Source organism: Acidiphilium cryptum JF-5, assembly GCF_000016725.1.
Lineage (GTDB): Bacteria > Pseudomonadota > Alphaproteobacteria > Acetobacterales > Acetobacteraceae > Acidiphilium > Acidiphilium multivorum.
The window spans coordinates 2,674,024-2,696,053 of sequence record NC_009484.1 but is presented as its reverse complement, the minus strand read 5'-3'; the positions used below and the strand labels follow the sequence as shown (position 1 = coordinate 2,696,053).

The following is a 22,030-nucleotide window of genomic DNA, read 5'->3' as shown; positions in this document are numbered from 1 at the left end:
CCGCCGCGCGCGGGCGGCGGGCCATTGTCCTGGCCTCATGGGTGGGGCGCAAGGCGGGAACTGGCGGGATCTTCCGCCCGGTGCCAGAGTTTCCGCCATGCGAATGGCACCCGACCTGACGTTTCTACCGGCATGTTCATGAGGGTCCCGCGCCAGGCGGCGGCATCGCGCTGGGCCTTGCTCGCGCTTGCGACCGTGGCGCTGTCCCTTCTGCTGGCGCGGGTGGGGGTGCCTTCCGCGGCGCTGTTCGCGGCGCTGTTCGTCGCCACCGCGCTTGCCCTGGCCGGGCTGGCGCCCGAGGGCGTGCCGCGCGGCGCGACGCTCGCGGCGCAGGCGGTGCTCGGCGTCGTCATCGGCGCGCTGGTCCGTGCCTCGACGCTGCGCGCGCTCGCCGCCCATGCGGTGCCGGTGGTGATCGTCACCTTCATCACATTGCTGGTCTCGATCGGCGCCGGGCTGCTGATGGGGCTGCGCCGCGATGTGGACGCGACGACGGGGGCGCTGGCGCTGACCACCGGCGGCGCCTCGGCCGTCGTGGCGCTGGCCGCCGAACTCGGCGCCGACATCCGCATGGTCGCGGTGGTGCAGTATCTGCGCGTCGGCTTCGTCACCGCGACGATGCCGCTGGTCGCCGCCTTCGTGTTTCATGCCGCCGGGCATCCGGCGGCGGCGCCGCGGCCGGCCGGGCTGGCGGGGCTTGCCCTCGTCGCCATCGCCGCGCCGGCCGGGCTGGTGCTGGCGCGCCTCACCCGCATGCCGGCCGGGCCGCTGCTCGCCCCGCTGATCGTCGCCGCCGGGATCACCCTCACCGGCCGCACCGGCGGCGCGAGCGTGCCGTTCCCGATCGTCGATCTCGCCTATGCGGCGATCGGCTGGCAGGCCGGGGTGCGCTTCACCCGCGGCCGGCTCGCCGAGATCGGCCGCGCGCTGCCGACGGCGCTGGCGCTCATCCTGCTGGTGAACGTGATCTGCGCCGGGCTTGGCGTTCTGCTCGCGCATCTCGCCGGCGCCTCGGATTTCGACGGCTATCTCGCCACGCTGCCCGGCGGCATCTATGCCGCGCTGGCGATGGCGATCGCCGCCCGGACCGACGTGACCTTCGTGCTCGCCGTGCATGTGCTGCGGGTGGTGCTGGTGATGTTCACCATGCCGCTCTTCGCCCGCCTGCTGCGCCGCCGTGCCGGCTTGAGCGGCTGACTATTCCGCCGCCGCCGGCAGTCGCGGCGCGGCTGCCGGGGCCGGCGCGATGAAGGCGGCCTCGCGCTCCGCCCAGCGTGCCCCGGCGGCGGCGAGGTTGCGCGCCTTCACATGGCCGAAGCCGCGGATCTCGGCGGGAATCGCGGCCAGCGCCAGGGCGGCGGCGAAGTTGTCCTCGGCCAGCATCAGCGCGATCCGCCGCGCCGTGGTCTCGTAGCGGCCGATCAGCGCGCGCTCGCCCCGCCGCTCGGCGCTGTGGCCGAACGGGTCGAGCACCGTGCCGCGCAGCACCTTTAGCGGCGCCAGCGCGGCCAGCGCCTTCAGCATCCAGGGGCCGTATTCGCGCTTTTGCGGCAGGCCGGTCACCTTGTCGCGCCGGGCGAGCAGCGGCGGGGCGAGGTGCAGGCGGATATCCCGCGTGTCGGTGAAGGTGCGCGCGAGCTCGGCGCGGAATGCGGGACGGGAATACAGCCGGGCGACCTCGTATTCGTCCTTGTAGGCCATCAGCCGGTGCAGCGTGCGCGCCACGGTTTCGGCGAGTTCCGTCGAGTCCGGCCGCACCGCCCGCTCGGCCTCGCGCACGGCGGCGACCGTCTCGGCGAAGCGCGCGGCGTAGCGGCGGTTCTGGTAGGCGGCGAGATCGTCGCGCAGCATGTCGAACAGCGCGTCGAACCCGGAAGGCTCGGCCCCCGGCGGTGCCGCCACCGCCGCAACGGTGCTGCGGTCATGCGCCGCGGCGCGGCCCCAGGCGAAGGCGGCGAGGTTGAGGGCGACCGCCCGCCCGTTCAGCTCCACCGCCTGCGCGATCGCCGCCCGGCTCACCGGCACGAGCCCGCGCTGCCAGGCATAGCCGAGCAGGAACAGGTTGGTCGCGATCGCGTCCCCCATCAGCGCGGTGGCGATGGCGGTGGCCTCGATCGTGTCGAGATGCGCCTCGCCCACCCGGCGCGCGAGGCTCTGCCGCAGCCGCGCCATCGGCAGCGAGAAGGCGGGGTTGCGGGTGAACTCCCCGGTGATCGTCTCGTGCAGGTTGACCACCGCCCGGGTCTGTTCGCCGAGGCAGTCGAGCGTCTCCCGCTCGCCGGCGACCAGCGCGTCGCAGCCGAGCAGCAGGTTGGCCCGGCCCGCCGGCACCCGCAGCGCCTGCGCCGCCCCGGCCGCCGCCCCGAAGCGCAGATGCGAGACCACGGCGCCGCCCTTCTGCGCGAGGCCGAGCACATCGACCACCGAAACCGGCGTGCCGTCGAGATGCGCGGCCATGCCGAGCAGCGCGCCGATCGTCACCACGCCGGTGCCGCCGATCCCGGCCACCACCATGTCCCATTCCGGCGGCGGCAGCGCGGGTTCGGGCAGGTCATCGGGCGGGGCGGCGCGGGTCGCCTCCGGCCGCTTCAGCCCGCCGCCATGCACGGTGACGAAGCTCGGGCAGAACCCCTCGACGCAGGAGAAATCCTTGTTGCAGGCGGATTGGTCGATCGCCCGCTTGCGCCCGAACGGGGTTTCCACCGGCACCACGGCGATGCAGTTCGACACCAGCGAACAGTCCCCGCAGCCCTCGCAGACGCGCTTGTTGATGAAGGCGCGCTTCGCCGGGTCGGCCATCGTGCCGCGCTTGCGGCGGCGGCGCTTCTCGGTCGCGCAGGTCTGGTCGTAGACGATCGCGGTGACACCGGGGATCTCGCGGATGGCGCGCTGGATCGCGTCCAGCTCGCGGCGATGGGATACGGTGACGCCGGGCGCGAGATCGGCAACACCCTGGTATTTTTCCGGCTCGTCGGTGACCACCTCGATCCGCTTCACCCCCTCGGCGGCGAGTTCGCGGGTGATCTGCGGCACGCTCAGCGGCCCGTCGACATGCTGGCCGCCGGTCATCGCCACCGCGTCGTTGAACAGCACGCGATAGGTGATGTTCACCCCGGCGGCGATGGCGGCGCGGATCGCGAGCAGGCCGGAATGGTGATAGGTGCCGTCGCCGATATTGGCGAAGACGTGCCGCTCGGTGGTGAACGGCGCCTGGCCGATCCAGGCCGCGCCCTCGCCGCCCATGTGGGAATAGACATCGGTCGCGCGGTCCATCCACGTCGCCATGAAATGGCAGCCGATGCCCGCCATCGCCCGCGAGCCCTCGGGCACTTTCGTGCTGGTGTTGTGCGGGCAGCCGGCGCAGAAATGCGGCACCCGGTGGGCGCCGAAATCGAGCGCGTGGCCGGCCTCGATCGTCGCGGCGAGGTGCGCGAGCGCCGCCTCCCGCGCCTCGTCCGGCAGGAGGCGCTGCGCCCGCCGGCCGAGCCCGAGCGTCACATCGGCGGCGGAGAGGTCGCTCTCGGCGCGGAACAGCGTGGCCCCGGTCTCGTCGCGCTTGCCGACGATGCGTGGCGCGCCGGCCATGCCGTAGAGGATCGCCCGCAGCTGGTCCTCGATCACCGGCGCCTTTTCCTCGACGACGACGATCTCCTCCAGCCCGCGCGCGAACTCCCGCACGATCCCGGGCTCGACCGGCCAGGTCATGCCGAGCTTGAGCACGCGGGCGAAGCCGAGCCCGAGATCGGCCCGCGCCTGCTCGACATCGAGAAAGGATTTCCCGGCGGTGACGATGCCGAGCCGCGCGCCGGGGGCGGGTTCGACGATGCGGTTGATCCGGTTGGCGGCGACGAAATCCATCAGCGCCGGCCGGCGCAGGCCGAGCACCCGCGCCTCCTGCGCAAGTACCGGCTCGTGCAGCCGCATCGCGACGCTGTCGGGGTCGATGTCGGGCAGGATGATCGGGACATCGAGGCCGGTCTCGACCGAGGCGGTGCAGTCGATGATCTCCTCGACCGTCTTGAACCCGACATAGAGGCCGGAATGGCGCGAGGCCGCCCAGCCATAAAGCCCGAGTTCGAGAATGTCCGCCACCGAGCTCGGCGCCAGCACCGGCACGCCGGCGGCGATCAGCGCCGGCTCGCTCTGATGCGCGACGGTGGAGGATTTCGCCGCGTGATCGTCGCCCGCGACCACCAGCACGCCGCCGTGGCGCGTGGTGCCGGCGTAATTGGCGTGCTTGAGCGCGTCGCCCGAGCGGTCGACGCCCGGCCCCTTGCCATACCACATGGCGAACACGCCCTGGTGTGTGGCGCCGGGGAAGAGCGGGACGATCTGGGTGCCCCAGATTGCGGTCATCGCCAGGTCCTCGTTCACGCCGGGGCGGAAGACGATGCCCTCCGCCGCCAGCACCGCGGCGGCGGCATGGGCCTGGATGTCCACCGCGCCGAGCGGCGAGCCGCGATAGCCGGAGAGAAACCCCGCCGTGTTCAGCCCCGAGGCCGCATCGCGCCGGCGCTGCGCCAGCAGCAGGCGGATCAGCGCCTGGGTTCCGGTCAGGATCACCCGTCCGGGGCCGGGGCGGTAGCGGATGTCGAGCATGGTGTCGGCGGTCTTCATGCGGAATTTCCCCCGCCCGGCCTTTGCGCCGGGCTTTTTATCCGCCGCGAACTATGCGCCGCGTGATCGAAATTTGCGAGCAAAATCAGGTTTTTGTCCGGATCGTAACGGCTTGCCGATCGCTGCGCGCGGCGGCGCCGCGCGGCCATCCCGCTGCCCTCGCGCCGCGTGGATCGCGAAATTTTATTGCGCGGGGGACGAGGCGGCCCGGATGCCGCGCCGCATCATCACGGAAACGTGATTTCGTCCGCGCCGCGCGGCGCGGGGGCAAAACGTCAGTGGCCGATCGCGGCGGGTTCGGCGTCGGCCTCGTCGGTGTCGGTGCCGTCGGTTGCCACGGTTTCGCGCAGCGGCGTGTCCTCCACCCGGATAGCCGCGACGAGGCCGAGCAGGGCGAAGCCGGCGGTGATCAGGAACGCCGCGTGGAATGCCGCCGGCAGCGCCGGGTTCGCCGCCATCGCGCGTTCGGCCGCGGCGCCCGGCGCGTCGATCTGCCGGCCGAGGCGCAGCAGCAGCACCGCGCCGGCGATGGTCGCGCCGAACGCGCCGCCCATCGCCCGCAGCAGCAGCAGCGTCGCGGTCGCGGCGCCGACATCGTGCCGGGTCGCCGCATTCTGCACCGCGACGAGGTTCGAGGGCAGGACGAAGCCGATTCCGAGCCCCATGACGAAGCAGTTGAAGACGACGAGGCCGAGCGGGGTCGCACGCGGCAGCAGGCCGAGCAGGACGAAGCCGGCGGTACCGACGACGAGGCCGCCGATGAGCAGCTTGCGCGTCCGCCCGGTGCGCCGCGCCACCTGGCCGGCGGCGTAGGCGCCGATCGTGCTCGCGATCATGAACGGCATGATGTCCCAGCCGGACTGCGCGGCATTGGCGCGGTAGACCAGCTGGAAGAACAGCGGCAGCAGGAAGATCGCCGAGAACATCGCCAGCGCCGTGAGGAACCCGATCCCGACCAGCCGCACGAAGGAGGCGCTGCCGAACAGCCGCATCGGCAGCAGCGGGACGGCGGCGCGCGCCTCCCACCGCCAGAGGGCGGCGATCAGCGCGAAGCCCGCCGCGAAAATGCCGATCACCGGCGCCGAGAGCCACGGATAGTTCCGCCCGCCCCAGGACAGGCCGATCAGGAAGGCGGTGACGGCGCAGGTGAGCAGGGCCGCGCCCTCGTAGTCGATCCGCCCGCCGCGTGCCACCGTCCTGAGCTGGCGCAGCCCGATCTGGCTCAGCACCAGCGCGGCGAGGCCGAGCGGCACGTTGAACCAGAAGATCCACTGCCACGAGAGATGATCGGTCACCCAGCCGCCGACCACCGGCCCCGCGGTCGAGGCGACGCCCCAGGTCCCGGCCATGTAGGCTTGGTACTTGCCGCGCTCGCGCGGGCTGACCACGTCGGCGATCGCCGCCTGCGCGATCGCCATCAGCCCGCCGCCGCCCACCCCCTGCAGCGCCCGCCCGGCGATCAGCCAGGGCAGGGTTTCTGCCGTGGCGCAGACGCAGGAGGCGAGGACGAACAGCGCGATCGAGGGGATCAGGGTCTGCCGCCGGCCGAACTGGTCGGACAGGCGGCCGTAAAGCGGGGTCGTCGCCGTCGAGGTCAGCAGATAGGCCGTCACCACCCAGGAGAGATGGGAGAAGCCGTGCAGCCCCGCCGCCATCGCCGGCACCGCGGGGATCACCACCGTCTGGTCGATCGCCGCCAGCAGGATGCACAGGATGATACCGGAGATGACCTGAAGCCGTTGCCTGTGCGTGTATTCCATGGGTCCGTTCGGGTGGCGCCGGGAGGGGCGATGAAAACGAGGCGCGACAGATTGCGCCGGTCTCGCGCGGCAGACAACCGCGCGCGAGGGGCAGCAACCCTGTCATGCATCGCGCCGGAGCATTTGCAAGCCGTCCGGGCAGCGCTTAACCTATTCGTCAACATCGAGATCAGGGAAAGTTTTCGCTCCATGCCCCTCAGCCATGCCGAATCCCGGCAACTGCTCCACCTGCGCGACATCGCGATCCGCGGCTATCTGCGCGCCGACGGCCTCGTGGACATCGAAGCCCACATGAAGGACACCAAGACCTACAGTTTCGGCAATCACGACCGCGGGCGGATCAACGCCGGCGAGGCGCTGCACGGGATGGGTCTGCGCCTGACGATCGACGACAAGCTCACCGTCGTCCGCGCCGAGGCGGCGATGGACGACACGCCGCACGCGATCTGCCCCGGGGTGGCGCCGAACTTCGCCGCGCTGGCGGGGCTGACGATCGGCAAGGGCTTCCTCAAGGGGGCGATGGAGCGCGTCGGCGGCACCGCCGGCTGCACCCATCTGCGCGAGCTGCTCCAGCAGGTCGCCACCACCGCGATCCAGACGATGTTCTCGATCCGCGCCCACAAAGCGGCGCGCGAGGGCGGCACCACCGAGGACCGCTGGGACATCCCGAGCGCCCTGCTCAATTCCTGCCACGCCTATAACGAGCAGGGGCCGCTGGTCGCCAAGGTTCGCGCCCGGGCGGAGGAGCGCCGGCGCGAGGCCGAGGCGGCGGCCGAATAGAGCGATGCACGCCGTCATCTTCGAGGTCAGGCCGAAGGACGGCCGGCTGGACGACTATTTCGGCCATGCCCGGCTGCTGCGCCCCGAACTCGAAGGGATCGACGGGTTCATCGAGAACATCCGCTATCGCAGCCTGACCCGGCCGGGCTGGCTGCTCTCGGTCTCGCTCTGGCGGGACGAGGCGGCGCTGATCGCCTGGCGCCGCCACGCCCTGCATCACCGCGCCCAGGAAGAGGCGCGGCGCGCGCTGTTCGCGGATTATCGCCTGCGCGTCGGGGTGGTGGCGGAGGCGGACTCCGCAGGCGTTTCGCTCCTCACCGCGCGGCGCGAGGGGGCGGCGGGCATGACGGCGGAGGCCCTGGCCCGCGACCTCGGGCTTGACCCCGCGGTGCCTGGCCTCGTCGGCTGGGACGTGTTCGAGGCCGTCCTCACCCCGGGCGATGTTTTGCTCCTCAGGAGCGGAACGGGAGCCGGGGCGGGCGAGGGGGCGTCGCACCGGCTGGTGCGCGTCATCCGCGACTATGGCATGACCGACCGGCGCGAGGCGCCGCAGCATTTCCCCGACGAAGCCGGCCGGGCCTGACGGCGGGGAAGGGAATCAGACCCCGAATTTCGCCCGCACCGCCGCCTGCTGCTCGGGCGTCAGCAGCCGCGGGTTGAGCCCGCGGGTGAGCAGATGCAGCTTCGCCGTCTCCTCCAGCTCCTCCATCGCGAACACCGCCGCCTGGAGCGACGTGCCGGCGACGACCGGGCCGTGATTGGCCAGCAGCACGGCGCTGTGCTTGCCGGCGAGCCCGCGAATGGCATCGCCCACCGCCGGGTCGCCCGGCACGTGGAACGGCACCAGCGCCACCTTGCCGACGCGCATCATCACATACGGCGTCAGCGGTGGCAGCGCCTCCGCCGGGTCGATCTCCGGCAGCATCGAGACGGCGACGGCGTGGGTCGAATGCAGATGCACCACCGCGCCCGCTTCCGGCCGCGTGTCGTACAGCGCGTCGTGCAGCGGGATTTCCTTGGTCGGCTTGTCGCCGGAGACGAGCCGGCGGTTCGCGTCGAGCCGGGCGATGCGCGCGGGGTCGAGAAAGCCGAGCGAGGCGTCGGTCGGCGTGCAGAGCCAGCCGCCATCCTCCAGCCGCACGCTGATATTGCCCGAGGAACCGGGCGTCAGCCCCCGCTCGAACAGCGACCGGCCGAAGCGGCAGATCGCCTCGCGCAGCGCGCTCTCGCTCATTCCGCCCGTTTCACCCCGTTGGCCTCGGCGATGAAATCGGCCAGCATCGGCACGAAATCGTCGCCCCGCCCGGCGCCCACCGCCTGGGCATAGGAATTGCGCACGGCGGCGGCGAGCGGGTTGGCCGCGCCCTGCGCCACCGCGAAGGCGTTGAGATAGGCGGTGTCCTTCAGCGCGTTGTTCAGCGTGAACTTGTGGGCGTTGCGGTCGCGCCCGACCACGTATTGCATGAAGGTCTGGTAGAAGCCGCAATCCATCCGCCCGCCGGCGATCACGCTGTGGAAGGTCTCGGCCGAAAGCCCGGCCTTGGCGCCGAGCATCAGCGCCTCGGCATAGAGCGCGCCATAGCCCATCGAGAGGAAGTTGTTCAGCAGCTTCATCGTGTGGCCGGTGCCGGTCTGCCCGGTATGGATCACGCGCTGGGCGAAGGTGTCGATCACCGGGCGCACGCGGGCGACATCCTCGGCGGCGCCGCCGATCATCACGTCGAGCGTGCCTTCCCAGGCGTCCTTCGGCGTGCGGCCGAGCGGGGCGTCGAGCAGGGTGATGTTGCGCGCAGCGAGGCTCTCGGCGAGCGGCACCGTGACCGACGGATCGGAGGTCGAGCAGTCGACGATGGTGAGCGTCCGGCCGGCGGCGGCGAGGCCGTTTTCCCCCTCGGTCACGGCGCGCACCTGCGGGCTGCCGGTGACGCAGAGGAACACGATGTCGCTCGCCTCGGCGATCTCGCGCGGGGTTTTCGCTTCCTTCGCGCCGCGGCCGATCAGGTCCTCGACCGGGGCGCGGTTGCGGTGCGCCATCACCGTGAGGGCGTAGCCGGCCTCGACGATGTTCTTCGCCATGCCGTGGCCCATGAAGCCGACGCCGATGAAGCCGATGGAGGGTTTTGATCCGCTGCCCGACATTCCTGTTTCTCCCGATATCCGACCGCTCCTGTATAGGAGCGGCGCGGTGGTAGCGCAACCAGGTTCTGACAGCGCTACCATCTTGCATGGGACGCCGATCTCCGCGATAGTCGCGGCATGAGAGGAACCCGCGCACGCGGTGCCACGGCCGATGAAGCGAAACAGGCGACGGGCGAGGCCTGCGCGGCGCCGCGCCGCACCCGCCGCCGGCGCGCCGCCGTGACGCTGAACGAGGTCGCGGCGGGCGCGGGGGTTGCGCCGATCACCGTCTCCCGCGCGCTCAACAATCCGGCCTCCGTCTCCCCGGCCCTGCGAAGCCGCATCGAGCAGGCGGTCGAGCAGCTCGGCTATGTGCCGAACCGCATGGCCGGCGCGCTCGCCTCGGCGCGCACCCGCGTCATCCCGGTCATCGTGCCCTCGCTCTCCAATGTCGTCTTCGTCGAGGTGATCGAGGGCATCCAGGAAGCGGTCGAGGCGCAAGGCTACCAGATGCTGCTCGGCAGCACCGGCTACGATCTCGGGCACGAGGCGGCGCTGGCCGCCACCCTGCTTGGCTGGGCGCCGCCGGGCATGATGGTCGCCGGCCTGCGGCACGAGACGCGCACCGCGACGCTGCTGCGCAACGCCGGCATCCCCATCGTCGAATTCATGGAAACCGGCCGCGCGCCGATCGACATGAATGTCGGCCTCTCGCATGTTCGGGCCGGTGCCGCGATGGCCGAGCACCTGCTCGCGCGCGGCTACCGGCGCATCGGCTTCGTCGGCCTGCGCATGAAGGACGATTACCGCGCCCGCCAGCGCTATGACGGGTTGCGCCGCCAGCTCGCCGGGAAGGCGGCCGTCGTGCTGTTCGACCGCGAGGGCGGGGCCGGGCAGGGCGGCGGCCAGCAGGTCGGCTGGGACGCGCTGCCGGACCTGCTCGCCATCACCCCGGCGCTCGACGCGCTGTTCTTCGCCAATGACGAAATGGCCGTCGGCGCCCTGCTGCGGGCGCGGCGCGACGGGACCGACGTGCCCGGCCGCATCGCCATCGCCGGCTTCAACGGCCTGCCGATCGCGGCGCTGACGACGCCGACGCTGACCACCATCGTCTCGCCCCGCAAGCAGATCGGCCGCGAGGCCGCCGCCATGCTCCTTGCCCGGATCGCCGGGCGGGAGCCGACCACCCGCCGCCTCGATGTCGGTTTCACGCTCGAGGCGGGCGGCAGCACATGAGATTCAGGAGAACGGCATGACCATCGCTTCAGCGGACGGACGGCAATGAGCGCGGGCGAGGGCAGGGCGGCCGCCGTCATCGGCCTCGGCTCGATGGGGGGCGGCATGGCCGCCGCCCTGCTGCGCGCCGGATTCTCGGTCCGCGGCTTCGACGTCGTTCCCGCCAATCTCGAGCGCCTCGCCGCCGCCGGCGGTGCGCCGGCCGCATCCCCCGAGGCCGCCGCGCGCGGTGCGGAGATCGTCGTCAGCGTCGTCGTCAATGCCGAGCAGACCGAGGCGGTGCTGTTCGGCGCGGCCGGCTGTGCCGCGGCGATGGCGCCGGGCGCGGTCTTCATCTCCTGTGCGACGATGGCGCCGGAGGCCGTCCGCGCCCTGGCCGCCCGGCTGGAGGCGATGGGCATCCACTATCTCGACGCGCCGATCAGCGGCGGCACCGCCCGCGCGGCGGAGGGAAAACTCACCATCATGGCCTCGGGGAGCAAAGCGGCCTTCGCCGCTGCCCGCCCCGCGCTCGACGCGATGGCCGCCACCATCCACGAGCTGGGCGACGAGCCGGGCACCGGCGCCGGCTTCAAGATGGTCAACCAGCTCCTCGCCGGCGTGCACATCGCCGCCGCCTGCGAGGCCGTCGCCTTCGCCGCCTCGATGGGCCTCGACCTGCGCCGCGTCTACGAGGTGATCACCGGCTCCGCCGGCAACAGCTGGATGTTCGAGAACCGCGTCCCCCACATTCTCGATGCCGACTACGCCCCGCGCAGCGCGGTGGACATCTTCACCAAGGATCTCGGCATCGTGCTCGACATGGCGCGGCGCGGCCGGATGCCGGTGCCGATGGCCTCCGAAGCGCTGCAACTCTTCCTGATGACCGCCGCCGCCGGCATGGGGCGGGACGACGATGCCTCCGTCGCCCGGCTCTTCGCCCGTATCGCGCCGATCTCGCTGCCCGAACCGTCCTGACCCCATCTGCCTGATCCGGAGGGCCCCATGCCCCGCTTCGCCGCCAATCTCTCGATGATGTTCAACGAGGTTCCGTTCCTCGACCGCTTCGCCGCCGCCGCGGATGCGGGGTTCGATGCCGTCGAGTTCCTCTTTCCCTATGAACACCGGCCGGAGGAAATTGGCGCCCGCCTCGCGAAGCACGGGCTGACCCAGGCGCTGTTCAACCTCCCGCCGGGCGACTGGGCGGGCGGCGAGCGCGGCCTCGCCGCACTGCCGGGCCGCGAGGAGGAGCTTGCCGCCGGCACCGCCCGCGCGCTCGACTATGCGGCGGCGACGGGTGTGACCCGCCTGCACCTGATGGCCGGGATCGCCGACCCCGCCGACCCCGCCGCCCGCGCGCGCTATCGCGACGCCGTCATCCGCACCGCCGAGACGCTGGCCCATCACGGCATCGACCTGCTGCTGGAGCCGATCAACGGGCGCGACATGCCGGGCTATTTCCTCAACGATGTCGACGCGGCGGCCGCGTTCATCGCGGGCCTCGGCATCGGCAATGTCCGCCTCCAGTTCGACATCTATCACTGCCAGATCATCCACGGCGACGTGACGATGCGGCTGCGCCGGCTGATCCGCCAGATCGGCCATGTGCAGATCGCCTCGGTCCCCTCGCGCCACGAGCCGGATGGCGAGGAGCTGAACTATCCCTTCCTCTTCGACGAGCTGGACCGGCTCGGCTATGCCGGCATCGTCGGCTGCGAATACCGCCCGCGCGGCCGCACCGAAGACGGCCTCGCCTGGTTCGCGGGGCGCGGACGATGAGCCTGCGCCTCGCCTGCATCGCCGACGACTATACCGGCGCCTCCGACCTTGCCAACACGCTGAGCCGCAACGGCCTGCGCACGGTGCAGACCATCGGCATCCCCGCCGATGGCCTTGCCCTGCCGGAGATCGACGCCATCGTCGTCGCCTTCAAGATCCGCTCGGTGCCGGCGCGGGAGGCCGCCGCCGCCGCCCTCGCCGCCGCCGAATACTGCACGGCCCGGGGGGCCGGGCATGTCATGTATAAAATCTGCTCCACCTTCGATTCGACCGACGCGGGCAATATCGGCCCGGTGACCGAGGCGCTGGCGGCCCGTGCCGGCGGCCTCTGCGTGCCGGTCTGCCCGGCCTTTCCCGAAACCGGCCGCACCGTCTACCAGGGGCATCTCTTCGTCGGCGCCGTGCCGCTCGCCGAAAGCCCGCTCAAGGACCATCCGCTCAACCCGATGCGGGATTCCAACCTCGTCCGCGTGCTCGCCCGCCAGTCATCCCGCCCGGTCGGCCTCGTGCCGTTCGACACGGTCGAGCGCGGGGCGACGGCGATTTCGGCGGCGCTCGATGCGGCTTTGGGCGAGGGCAGGGGGGCCTGCATCGTCGATGCCATCGCCGAGCGCCATCTCCTCGCCCTGGGCGAGGCGGCGCTGCGCCGCCCGGTCTCGACCGGCGCGTCCGGCCTCGGCCTCGGCCTCGCCCGCGCCATCGCCGGCGGCGCCGCACCGGCCGCCGCCCCCGATTTCCCCGCGCCGGAAGGGCCGGCCGCAATCATCGCCGGCAGCTGCTCGGCGGCGACGCTGGACCAGATCGCGGCGGTGAGGGGGCGGATACCGATCTGCCATCTCGACGCCGACTCCCTGCTCGCGGGCGACATGTCCGCCGCCCTCGACTGGGCCGGTGAACTGCTCGATTCCGGCCCCGTCCTGCTCGCCAGCTCGGCGACGCCGGAGGCGGTCGCGGCGCTGAAATCCGCCCATGGCGCCGAGGTCGGCGCGCGGATCGAAGCCGCCCTCGCCACCCTCGCCGCGGGGCTCGCCGATCGCGGTGTGCGCCGCCTGATCGTCGCCGGCGGTGAAACCTCGGGCGCGATCGTCGACCGTCTCGGCATCCCCGCCTTCGAGATCGGCGCCGAAATCGCCCCCGGCGTGCCGCTGCTGCGCAGCATCGAGCCCGAGCCGCGTCTCTTCGCCCTCAAATCCGGCAATTTCGGTGGCCGCGATTTTTTCCCCCGCGCCCTCGCCGCCATGGGAGTTGCGCCGACGCCCGGCGCGGACTAAATCTCGGCTCGCGCCATGCGGGTATGATGTAATGGTAGCCTGTCAGCTTCCCAAGCTGAACGCGCGGGTTCGATTCCCGCTACCCGCTCCAGTGTCCCGTCTGCCGATGTCTGCCGATGGTTGAAAAATCCGCAGAAATCCGCTATTTTCTGGCAGTTATCGGTTGTCGATGACTGCCCTTGTCTGTCTGCAACTGTGGAAGATGGGGGCCTGAATTGGGGGCCTTGAAAGGCCCCCACCTAATACGAGGCCCCCAAATGCCGCTGACTGATACAGCGATTCGCAATGCCAAGCCCAAGGATAAAGCATACAAGGTAGCCGACTCTCAGGGACTGTACCTTTTGGTCAATCCTGGCGGCAGTAAGCTTTGGAGGGTCAAATACCGCATTAACGGCACAGAGCGTAAGCTCTCGCTGGGGGCATACCCTGAAATCACTCTTGCCGAAGCCCGCACCGCGCGCGATGCGGCGCGCAAACAACTCGCCCATGCCGTCGACCCCAACGCGGCCAAGCGCCAAGCCAGGATTGAGGCGAGTATTCGGGCGGGCAACACCTTTGCCAGCGTGGCTGACGAGCTGATCGAGAAAAAGGGCCGTGAGGGGCGGACTGCTGCGACACTGGAGAAACAACGCTGGCTACTGAAATTGCTGGGGCAGGATTTTGGAAAGAGGCCGGTAGCCGACATTACGCCTCAGGAACTGCTTCACGAGCTGAAAAAACACGAACGGCGCGGGCGGCTGGAAACAGCAAAGCAACTGCGAGCCTTTGCGGGGCAGGTTTTCCGCTACGCAGCAGCAACCGCACGGGCCGAACGCGACCCGGCGCAGCTCTTACAAGGCGCGCTGATCTCCCCGACCGTTAAGCATTTCGCCGCGATTACCGATACTGCACAGTTTGGTGCGCTCTTGCGAGCGATAGACGATTACCAGGGCGACCCCGCTGTAATGTACGCCTTGAAGCTCACGCCGCATGTGTTCCAGCGTCCCGGCGAGATACGCCAGATGGAATGGGTAGAAATCGACTTTAACAAGGCCGTCTGGACGATACCCGAGGCCAAGATGAAGATGCGCCAGCCCCATGTCGTGCCGCTGTCAAAGCAGGCTCTGGCGCTTCTCCGCGAAATGCGTGGGTTGTCGGGGACGGGGCGCTATGTTTTTCCCTCGGTGCGCACCAAAGCCCGACCAATCAGCGATAACACCGTTAATGCTGCACTGCGGCGAATGGGCTACTCCAAGGACCAGATGACGGCCCACGGCTTCCGCACCTCAGCGTCATCTCTACTCAACGAATCAGGAAAATGGAACCCTGACGCGATTGAACGCGCCCTGGCCCACATGGTTCCGGGCATTATCCGGCGTATTTACAACCAATCGGCTTATTGGGCTGAGCGGGTTGAGATGGCGCAGTGGTGGAGCAATCATTTGGACCAGATGAAGGATATTGAAATTCAATAATGGAAAAAGATCTTAATAAAAACGGCATAACAAAAAATAAAAATTCAGAAGAGGAATGGAGCGGGGAGACAGATGTACTATTAAGGCATGCTTTAGAAACATTCATGCCTGACGATTCGAATGAAAATTATAAAAAAATAGATTTCAAAATCAGAGATATATCAAAAAAATACTATAAATATTTTCTATTGAAGCGTATTATTACCTACTTTGGTTTAATATTGTTGGTTTCATCTGGAGGCATGCTATTTTTATCTGTCTTCTCGGATCCTTCAAAAGAAGGAGAGATTTTGTATTTTACCATTATAATTTCATGTTTTACTTTTATTCCTTCTTTTGTATGGCATATTTATGAATATGGCCTGAAATGGTCCTCCTTACCTTTGAAAATTCCTTACCAATCTGATGATATGTTCGAAAAATTCCTAGAAATTTTGCAAAAAGAACCCAGTGGAAAGGATAAAAAAACAAGAATTTATTCATTTTCTGCTACCGATGATAAACCTATACCGATAGATCGACGAATATTTTACAGTAGGTTCCGATATTTATTATTTTCAGACAATCCAAAGGATCGGCAATTGGTTACCCTACCTACTGGTTTGATAGCGGTCCCGGCGAATATATATATCCACTATGAAGATCTATACAAAATTATACAGCAGGACAGACCGCGTCGCAGAGGAGTTGGGGGACGCTCACTATCACCGAGAAATGCAGAGATGATCGTGAATATGATCGGTGATCCCCGTTTAGAGAGTCTGAATTTAACCAACATAGACATAGCAGTCGGGAACCTGATCGCATGGCTCGTGCAACCGTATCACGAGTCTCCGGGTGAGGATGGCTGGACCCCGCACCCTGATCAAGTGAAATCTTACGCGAAATTAATCTATCAGCGGTTGAAAAGTTTGCGCGATGCAAAGTGAACCGCCCCGGTCAACATTCTTGCGGACGACCGGAGCGATTTTTCTGGGCTAATTTGAGTTTTTGAAGTTCGGTTTTTTGGCCGATTTCTGGCGATTTTAGTTTTTGGACGACACAGCAGTGTCCCCATGCAATTTGACATGCCTCCCCACGATCACTCGGAGGCACTCTTGGAAATTCAACCCCTCGTTCTTTCCGTGGACGGCACCGCACGGGCCCTCGGCATCGGTCGCTCGTCAGTTTACCTACTGCTCAGACGCGGCCAACTCGATGCAATTAAAGTTGGGCGGCGCACTCTGATAACGACTGCGTCGGTTGAACGGTTGGTCTGTGAATCACAGGACCCCCAACACAATCAGTTCGCCAGCCCTGCCGCATCGGTGAACCCGTGACCGCGTCCCGCAATCGAATCCCTAACGACAACCGAAAAATCTGAGGGTCTTGAAAGGACAAACGATGAATCATGCACACCCCACAAAAACAAGGAACAGGGGGCGAATACATCCCGCCGAGGCAGAACCGCGTTTAAAAGCCAGGAGTAGTATACTCATACCCCAGCTCCCCAAACAATATCTGTCATTTTTTTGCCTAGCTGCTTCGCAGCCAGGCAAGGGTATACAGACACACCGCACGCACTGGCCTGCGGCTGAACTGCTCGACTTTTCGCGGATGCGATCCGGGTGCGTGTGTAATCCGCGTTCGATATCGCGCGCCACGCCTTGGCAGGCTGAGGATGCGCGCCGGATGCGGGGGGAGTATGGGCTGTGAAGTTCGTTCAGCACTCGGTGCGCCTCCCTTTAGTGCTCGATAAGGCATTGCGGAGCGCCGCCCAAAGCCGCCAGACGACCCCCTATGCGCTATTGCAACAATGCGTGCGGGCCGGACTTGCCTCCCTCTCCGGCGCGCAGACATCGCCGGAGAGGGAAGCCGAGCTTGTCCAAGAGATCGGTGCGCTGACCGTCAGGCTGGCCCAGGTCGAGCGCCTGACGGAGCGGGCCTTATTTGTCGCCTGCGCCGCCTACACCTATGCACGCGCCACGGCCGGTCCCCGCGTTGATGAACCCGCCCTAACGGCCGAAATCAACGCCGCTTTTGCGCGGCAGCTTAAGCAAGCCGGAGTTCAATAATGTCAAACTACACCAAACTGGCGCATGCCGGGGCCCGCCTCACTCGCAAGCGCGAGATCGACCGCAACAAATTTTACGCCAGCGTCGGCGGTCTGCTCGCGAGCGCGCTGATCGGCGCCGCCGCTGCTGGATACTTGATGACCTCGCCGACACAAGCGGTTCAGGTTGTTGACTATATGGCGGCCGACGTCGCTGCCAATCTTATGAAGTTCGTTCCCATCAATCCGGAAATGACAATCGAATGGCGTGGTCGATCCTACCGTACCGGAGTGAAAGAGTGGGCTGCGTTTCCGCCCCTGCGAGATCAGACGTTTGACGCTCTTGAGAATCTAGCGGCAGGCGGAGCAATTGGATTAGCAGCGGGTTGGGTCGGCTTGTGGCTGAGTGCCGGGAGGCGCCGCCGCCAGATGGAGGCCATACTGGCTGATAGGGTCGTGCGCGGCACAAAGCTCGTTACTGAAGCCGAACTAGCGAGACTAAATGCTAATCACGCAACAAAGCCTCTCCTAAAATTCGGCAGCGTCACTCTGCCAAGTCAATTGGAAAATCGGCACATTGCCATCATCGGCACGACCGGGGTTGGCAAGACGACGGTGCTCCGGCAGCAACTGGATGTGATCGAGGCCAGGGGCGAGGCAGCGTTGGTGTACGACACCAGCGGCGAGTTCTTGGCGAATTATTACAATCCGGCACGCGGTGACATCATTTTGAACCCGTTCGATCAGCGAGGGGTGTTTTGGAGTCCCTTCGCCGAGATCATCCACCCGGCCGACTGCGACCGGATTTCCCGTTACCTTATCACTGAGACCGGCGATGAGGATAAGGACATCTGGCTGGAAACATCCCGAAACCTGGTTGCCAATATGATTCGCAACCTGTGGCGGGAAGGGAGGGGCACGCTGGAAGCCTTGCTGAACGCGCTCCAGGCGATGCCGCGCCAGGAACTGGAGCGCTGGCTCGCCAACACATCATCGGCCCGTACTTTCGAAAAGGATGCCGAGCGCGCGACCGCCAGCGTGCTGTTCATGTTGGTCAAGGCCGTCAACATGCTCATGTTCCTGCGCAAGGCGCCTCGCGATGGTGAACTTGCCTTTTCGATTTCGAGTTTTTTTAAGCATATCGGCCAAAACAAAGGACGCAAGCCTTGGATATTCGTCCCCAGAAAGGAGGATTATTTCGAGTCCATGAAGCCTTTGATGGCGTTGTGGCTGGAATGTGCGGCCAGTGCCATGCTTGGCTTGTCAACCAGCCCCACCCAAAGGGTCTGGTTCCTGCTGGATGAGTTGGCCGACCTTCCGCGTGTCCAGAACCTCGAACGCCTCTTGCCGCAAGGGCGCAAATTCGGCGCTTGTGCCGTCCTCTCCTTCCAGTCCATCGGCCAAATGCGCGCTCGGTACGGTCACGATGGTGCAGAGGCGCTGCTAGGCTGCTGCAACACGAAGCTATTTCTGCAAATGAGCGACCATGCGAGCCGGGAATGGGCAGCCGCGAACATCGGCAAGGTCGAGGTCGAAATTCCATTGATGACGGAAACAGTCGATCCCGAAACCGGTAAGTTGCAGCAATCCTTCACGACCGCCCGCGAAACTAGGCCGGCTGTTATCGAGAGCGATCTGCGCTTGCCCAAACATACCGGCTATCTGATGTTACCTGACGGTTTGCCGGTGGCGCGGATCAAGCTGACGAATGACCATATTGTCGCGCGCGGCCCTGCCCGCCAGCTAGACTTCATCCCCGCCGATATTGCGGAAGCGTTCTGGGGCGTATTGCAGGAGGCCCAGAAGGCCAAGACGGCCGAAAGGCTTGAGGCGCCCATCCAAGGTACAATTCTTGGACCGGGGCCGGTATAATGGTGGCGACAATCTCCGCCCTGACCAGCGCCGGGCAGGCCGCCAGCTATTACGAGGCCGACGAAGCCTATTATGCCGAGGGTGGTCTCGCCCCCTCGGAATGGCTTGGCCAAGGCGCGCAAGCGCTGAATTTGGCCGGGGGCGTTGACCATGAGCAATTCGCGCGTCTGCTGGACGGGCATGTCGCTGGGCAAAGCTTAGGCACCATGCGCGAGGGCGATTGGGAGCACCGGCCCGGCTGGGATATAACCTTCAGCGCGCCCAAATCCGTATCGATCATAGCCGAGGTGGCAGGCGACCGCCGCCTCATTGCCGCTCACGAGTACGCGGTGAAAATCGCGCTGAGGCTAGCAGAACAGCATTTTACAGCTACTCGCATTCGGGAGGATGGCAGCATCCGACGGCAGGGAACGGGCAATCTGGTTATCGCGTCCTTCAGGCATGGCACAAGCCGGGCGCTCGATCCGCAGTTGCATACGCACAATGTAATTCTCAACATGACCCGCGACAGGGCCGGGCAATGGCGCAGCCTCGAGCCGAGAGCATTTTACCAGATGCAAAAGCAGTTAGGCGCCATCTACCGGCAGGAGCTTGCCGCCGCGGTGCGGCGCCTGGGCTATGAGATTGAGTGCGGCAAGGGTTCTACCTTTGAAATTGTCGGTATTAGCGTGGAAACGATGGAGGTGTTCAGCCAACGTAGCGCCGCGATTGAGGCTAGGCTGGCGGACCGGGGCAAAAGCCGGGAAGATGCCAGCGCGGCCGAAAAGCAGATTGCGGCGCTGGATACGCGGCTAGCCAAGGAGCCGGTGCCCCACGCAGAACTGATTTGCGACTGGCGGAAAACTGCTGATGCGGCCGGATGGGATGAACAGACGCGGCGCGAGTTAATCGTCCGAGCTGAGGCGCGGGCGGCGGCCGCTGCAAATACAGCAGATCAAGAATTTGCCCGCGAGTTGGTGGCTGACCGTGCCGTTGCGCAGGGGGCGGCGATGTTGGCGGAGCGCCAATCGGTGTTTTCCACTACCGCCTTGCATGAAGCGGCTGGACGGTTTGGCATGGGCCACATAGGCCAAGAGGATATTTTCGCCGCCATTGTCCGTGCCGAGAAAGGTGGTGCGCTCGAAGCGCGCGAGTGCCTTGACCGGCGCGGCGTGGCATTTGAAGGCTTCACTACCGCCGGCGCTATCGCCAACGAGACCAAAATACTGCGGCTGGAGGAGCAAGGTCGTCAGCAAGTGAAGCCGATTTTGTCCCCTATCGCCGCCGCCCGCGCAGTTGCGGAGGCGGAGCGGCGCAGCGCCCAGCATGGATACGCCTGGACTGATGAGCAGCGGGCTGCAGCCCAACAAATTTTCAGCAGTAGTAATCGTATTATCGGCTTGCAGGGTGCAGCGGGTTCCGCAAAGACCTCGACCGTTCTGGCAACCATCGCGAAGGGGGCAAAGGCGCGGGGCATTCAGATTACCGCCCTCGCCCCCACTGCGTCGGCGGCGCAGGTGTTGGCCGACGCGCTCGGTACGCGCGCTGACACCCTGGCCCGTCATATATTAGCCCCTGGACGCCCCACAACCAACGAGCACCTTTGGATTGTTGACGAAGCCTCACTGATCTCGGCGGCGGATGCCGCCAAGCTGCTGAGCTTAGCCGAATCCCACCGGGCGCAGGTTCTGCTGGTGGGTGACACAGCGCAGCTTGGATCCGTGGCGGCCGGCGCGGCATTTGCTCAACTTCAGAGGGCGGGCATGGAAACCGCGCGGCTAACCCAAATTCTGCGCCAGACCAACGAGCACTCTAAGGCGGCGGTAGAGGCCAGCTTGGCAGGCGATGCCAAGAAGGCCCTCGCCGCGCTGGATGCGGGAGGCGGGCGCGTTTTGGAGTGCGACACCCGTGAGGCCCGATTCGCCCAAATCGCACAAGATTACGCCCAGTTGGGCACCAAAGAGAGGCACAAGGCACTGGTGATCGAACCTTCCCGTGAAGGGCGGGACGCGCTGACCGTGGAAATCCGGAAACGTCTGGCGGAAAATGGCGTTCTGCATGGTCCCGCCATTGAGGCCGTCAGGTTGGTGCCCCGCGACTTGACGCGCGCCGAGACCAAGTACGCGCACAGCTACGCCGTCGGTGACATGATCCGGTTCGCAAAGGATTACGCCGATAAGGGGGTGTCAAAGGCACAGGCCTACCGCGTGGTGAAAATTGACGCGGTTAAAGCCGCCATTACGCTTGCCGATCAATACGGCAGGATCGTAGATTGGCGGCTTCAGCAATGGGGCGCGTCGAACGCCCAGGCCTTTACCACCGAGGTGATCGAGCTGCGGGCGGGGGACCTGTTGCAGTTCACCCGTAATGACCGAGATGTGGGCCGAATCAACGGGCAAAAGGGGGAAATATTGGCCGTTGACCCAATGTCACGGGAAGCCAAAATCCGGGTTGACAAGGGTAAGATATTCTCGCTGTCTTTGGACAACCCGCGTGACCAACATATCGCCCATTCTTATGTTGCCACTACCTTTGCCGCCCAGGGGCGTACAACCGAGCACACGTTTATTCACGCAGACAGCGCCGCTTCGAACTTGGTGGATCAGAAGAGCTTCTATGTCGCACTATCCCGCGCCAAGGCCACCACCGCCATATACACCAATGACCGTGACAAATTGGTTGCCGCAATAGCCGAGCGCACAGGTGAGAAACAGACCGCCCTTCAGGCTGGTGCCCTCGCCATTAGGGAGGTGAGCAATACGGCCGCCTTGCCCGATGGCATGGCGCTGTAGACGTGAACTGTATAACCTTATTTTGCTATGAGACAGTACATGAACGCGATTCCAGCTATAAGCATGAAGGCTCCAGGCCACCTTGGCGGGGCGATTAAGGCGGAGATCTTGAACTCGTTTTGCTTTCCCATCACGGCGGCCGCTCCGCAATTGGCGGTACGCCGGCTGCGGTTCCAACCGCTTTGAGCTAGAACGCATGGCTCTCCGATGACATCGCCACGGGATGAAAAAGGCATTGATTGTGCGGATGGGTGCACTTATGCGGGTGCAGAACAGGCGCGATATCTGTCAGATTATAAAGCGCTCGAGGAAACTAAAGTAGCGACCCGTTCAAGTGCAAGACAACGGAGCCGCACACAGT

General features: G+C 66.0%; 18 protein-coding genes and 1 tRNA gene. 15 read left to right on the top strand and 4 right to left on the bottom strand.

All coding sequences use genetic code 11. The features are described 5' to 3' along the window. Positions 1-138: 138 nt before the first annotated feature. Complete coding sequence (locus ACRY_RS14690; RefSeq protein WP_231295279.1) at positions 139-1,197, top strand: AbrB family transcriptional regulator; 1,059 nt, start codon at positions 139-141, stop codon at positions 1,195-1,197. Here the strand turns inward: ACRY_RS14690 and ACRY_RS14685 are convergent, their stop codons facing one another. Continuing rightward, positions 1,198-4,617, bottom strand: a complete 3,420-nt coding sequence (locus ACRY_RS14685; protein ID WP_012040061.1) for an indolepyruvate ferredoxin oxidoreductase family protein — start codon at positions 4,615-4,617, stop codon at positions 1,198-1,200. Between ACRY_RS14685 and ACRY_RS19790 the strand changes: the two genes are divergently transcribed. Then, positions 4,598-4,858: a hypothetical protein gene (locus ACRY_RS19790; protein ID WP_155856385.1), complete on the top strand. Its 261-nt coding sequence runs from the start codon at positions 4,598-4,600 to the stop codon at positions 4,856-4,858. The genes ACRY_RS14685 and ACRY_RS19790 overlap by 20 nt on opposite strands. 34 nt (positions 4,859-4,892) lie before the next feature. Here ACRY_RS19790 and ACRY_RS14680 read toward each other — a convergent pair whose 3' ends face one another. Next, entirely contained in the window at positions 4,893-6,377 is a 1,485-nt protein-coding gene (locus tag ACRY_RS14680; protein WP_012040060.1) for an MDR family MFS transporter, read from the bottom strand. A gap of 189 nt (positions 6,378-6,566) precedes the next feature. On the opposite strand from ACRY_RS14680, the gene ACRY_RS14675 reads away from it, so the two are divergent. Both ACRY_RS14675 and ACRY_RS14670 read left to right on the top strand, forming a co-directional pair. Beyond that, positions 6,567-7,157 (top strand): DUF2889 domain-containing protein, encoded by a 591-nt coding sequence (locus ACRY_RS14675; RefSeq protein ID WP_012040059.1) that lies wholly within the window; start codon positions 6,567-6,569, stop codon positions 7,155-7,157. A gap of 4 nt (positions 7,158-7,161) precedes the next feature. Beyond that, positions 7,162-7,740 carry an antibiotic biosynthesis monooxygenase family protein gene (locus ACRY_RS14670; protein WP_012040058.1) on the top strand — a complete coding sequence of 193 codons (579 nt, stop codon included), beginning with the start codon at positions 7,162-7,164 and terminating at the stop codon, positions 7,738-7,740. 15 nt (positions 7,741-7,755) lie between these two features. Here ACRY_RS14670 and ACRY_RS14665 read toward each other — a convergent pair whose 3' ends face one another. Together ACRY_RS14665 and ACRY_RS14660 are read right to left on the bottom strand one after the other, a co-directional pair. After that, entirely contained in the window at positions 7,756-8,391 is a 636-nt protein-coding gene (locus ACRY_RS14665; protein WP_012040057.1) for an aldolase, read from the bottom strand. Further along, positions 8,388-9,296, bottom strand: coding sequence for an NAD(P)-dependent oxidoreductase (locus ACRY_RS14660; RefSeq protein ID WP_007423222.1), 909 nt, complete (start codon positions 9,294-9,296; stop codon positions 8,388-8,390). The genes ACRY_RS14665 and ACRY_RS14660 overlap by 4 nt, the downstream gene beginning before the upstream one ends. A 117-nt stretch (positions 9,297-9,413) precedes the next feature. Between ACRY_RS14660 and ACRY_RS14655 the strand changes: the two genes are divergently transcribed. The 11 genes from ACRY_RS14655 (at position 9,414) to mobF (ending at position 21,669) form a co-directional block, all read left to right on the top strand. Then, positions 9,414-10,511, top strand: coding sequence for a LacI family DNA-binding transcriptional regulator (locus ACRY_RS14655; protein ID WP_012040056.1), 1,098 nt, complete (start codon positions 9,414-9,416; stop codon positions 10,509-10,511). 45 nt (positions 10,512-10,556) lie between these two features. After that, the gene (ltnD, locus tag ACRY_RS14650) at positions 10,557-11,468 is read left to right on the top strand and encodes an L-threonate dehydrogenase (protein ID WP_012040055.1); all 912 of its coding nucleotides are present in this window, start codon (positions 10,557-10,559) and stop codon (positions 11,466-11,468) included. A gap of 27 nt (positions 11,469-11,495) precedes the next feature. After that, positions 11,496-12,269: a 2-oxo-tetronate isomerase gene (gene otnI / locus ACRY_RS14645; RefSeq protein ID WP_012040054.1), complete on the top strand. Its 774-nt coding sequence runs from the start codon at positions 11,496-11,498 to the stop codon at positions 12,267-12,269. Further along, complete coding sequence (otnK, locus tag ACRY_RS14640; protein WP_012040053.1) at positions 12,266-13,540, top strand: 3-oxo-tetronate kinase; 1,275 nt, start codon at positions 12,266-12,268, stop codon at positions 13,538-13,540. The genes otnI and otnK overlap by 4 nt, the downstream gene beginning before the upstream one ends. Positions 13,541-13,557: 17 nt before the next feature. After that, a tRNA-Gly gene (locus ACRY_RS14635) sits at positions 13,558-13,631 on the top strand. A 166-nt stretch (positions 13,632-13,797) separates the two neighbouring features. Further along, positions 13,798-14,994, top strand: a complete 1,197-nt coding sequence (locus ACRY_RS14630; protein WP_012040052.1) for a tyrosine-type recombinase/integrase — start codon at positions 13,798-13,800, stop codon at positions 14,992-14,994. Continuing rightward, on the top strand, positions 14,994-15,923 hold the full coding sequence (locus tag ACRY_RS19785) for a hypothetical protein (protein WP_012040051.1): 930 nt from the start codon (positions 14,994-14,996) through the stop codon (positions 15,921-15,923). Before ACRY_RS14630 ends, ACRY_RS19785 begins: the two co-directional genes overlap by 1 nt. Positions 15,924-16,049: 126 nt before the next feature. Further along, positions 16,050-16,313, top strand: coding sequence for a helix-turn-helix domain-containing protein (locus tag ACRY_RS20600; RefSeq protein ID WP_419465245.1), 264 nt, complete (start codon positions 16,050-16,052; stop codon positions 16,311-16,313). Positions 16,314-16,685: 372 nt separating this feature from the next. After that, positions 16,686-17,048 (top strand): hypothetical protein, encoded by a 363-nt coding sequence (locus ACRY_RS14620; protein WP_043509229.1) that lies wholly within the window; start codon positions 16,686-16,688, stop codon positions 17,046-17,048. Then, positions 17,048-18,898 carry a type IV secretion system DNA-binding domain-containing protein gene (locus tag ACRY_RS14615; protein WP_012040050.1) on the top strand — a complete coding sequence of 617 codons (1,851 nt, stop codon included), beginning with the start codon at positions 17,048-17,050 and terminating at the stop codon, positions 18,896-18,898. The genes ACRY_RS14620 and ACRY_RS14615 overlap by 1 nt, the downstream gene beginning before the upstream one ends. Further along, entirely contained in the window at positions 18,898-21,669 is a 2,772-nt protein-coding gene (mobF, locus tag ACRY_RS14610) for a MobF family relaxase (protein ID WP_012040049.1), read from the top strand. Before ACRY_RS14615 ends, mobF begins: the two co-directional genes overlap by 1 nt. The last annotated feature ends 361 nt before the right edge of the window (positions 21,670-22,030 follow it).

What these genes read in the sequence shown, in the direction of transcription:
- ACRY_RS14690 (WP_231295279.1), top strand. Translation starts at nt 139, where the DNA reads ATGAGGGTCCCGCGCCAGGCGGCGGCATCGCGCTGGGCCTTGCTCGCG.
- ACRY_RS19790 (WP_155856385.1), top strand. Translation starts at nt 4,598, where the DNA reads ATGGTGTCGGCGGTCTTCATGCGGAATTTCCCCCGCCCGGCCTTTGCG.
- ACRY_RS14685 (WP_012040061.1), bottom strand. Translation starts at nt 4,617, where the DNA reads ATGAAGACCGCCGACACCATGCTCGACATCCGCTACCGCCCCGGCCCC.
- ACRY_RS14680 (WP_012040060.1), bottom strand. Translation starts at nt 6,377, where the DNA reads ATGGAATACACGCACAGGCAACGGCTTCAGGTCATCTCCGGTATCATC.
- ACRY_RS14675 (WP_012040059.1), top strand. Translation starts at nt 6,567, where the DNA reads ATGCCCCTCAGCCATGCCGAATCCCGGCAACTGCTCCACCTGCGCGAC.
- ACRY_RS14670 (WP_012040058.1), top strand. Translation starts at nt 7,162, where the DNA reads ATGCACGCCGTCATCTTCGAGGTCAGGCCGAAGGACGGCCGGCTGGAC.
- ACRY_RS14665 (WP_012040057.1), bottom strand. Translation starts at nt 8,391, where the DNA reads ATGAGCGAGAGCGCGCTGCGCGAGGCGATCTGCCGCTTCGGCCGGTCG.
- ACRY_RS14660 (WP_007423222.1), bottom strand. Translation starts at nt 9,296, where the DNA reads ATGTCGGGCAGCGGATCAAAACCCTCCATCGGCTTCATCGGCGTCGGC.
- ACRY_RS14655 (WP_012040056.1), top strand. Translation starts at nt 9,414, where the DNA reads ATGAGAGGAACCCGCGCACGCGGTGCCACGGCCGATGAAGCGAAACAG.
- ltnD (WP_012040055.1), top strand. Translation starts at nt 10,557, where the DNA reads ATGAGCGCGGGCGAGGGCAGGGCGGCCGCCGTCATCGGCCTCGGCTCG.
- otnI (WP_012040054.1), top strand. Translation starts at nt 11,496, where the DNA reads ATGCCCCGCTTCGCCGCCAATCTCTCGATGATGTTCAACGAGGTTCCG.
- otnK (WP_012040053.1), top strand. Translation starts at nt 12,266, where the DNA reads ATGAGCCTGCGCCTCGCCTGCATCGCCGACGACTATACCGGCGCCTCC.
- ACRY_RS14630 (WP_012040052.1), top strand. Translation starts at nt 13,798, where the DNA reads ATGCCGCTGACTGATACAGCGATTCGCAATGCCAAGCCCAAGGATAAA.
- ACRY_RS19785 (WP_012040051.1), top strand. Translation starts at nt 14,994, where the DNA reads ATGGAAAAAGATCTTAATAAAAACGGCATAACAAAAAATAAAAATTCA.
- ACRY_RS20600 (WP_419465245.1), top strand. Translation starts at nt 16,050, where the DNA reads ATGCAATTTGACATGCCTCCCCACGATCACTCGGAGGCACTCTTGGAA.
- ACRY_RS14615 (WP_012040050.1), top strand. Translation starts at nt 17,048, where the DNA reads ATGTCAAACTACACCAAACTGGCGCATGCCGGGGCCCGCCTCACTCGC.
- mobF (WP_012040049.1), top strand. Translation starts at nt 18,898, where the DNA reads ATGGTGGCGACAATCTCCGCCCTGACCAGCGCCGGGCAGGCCGCCAGC.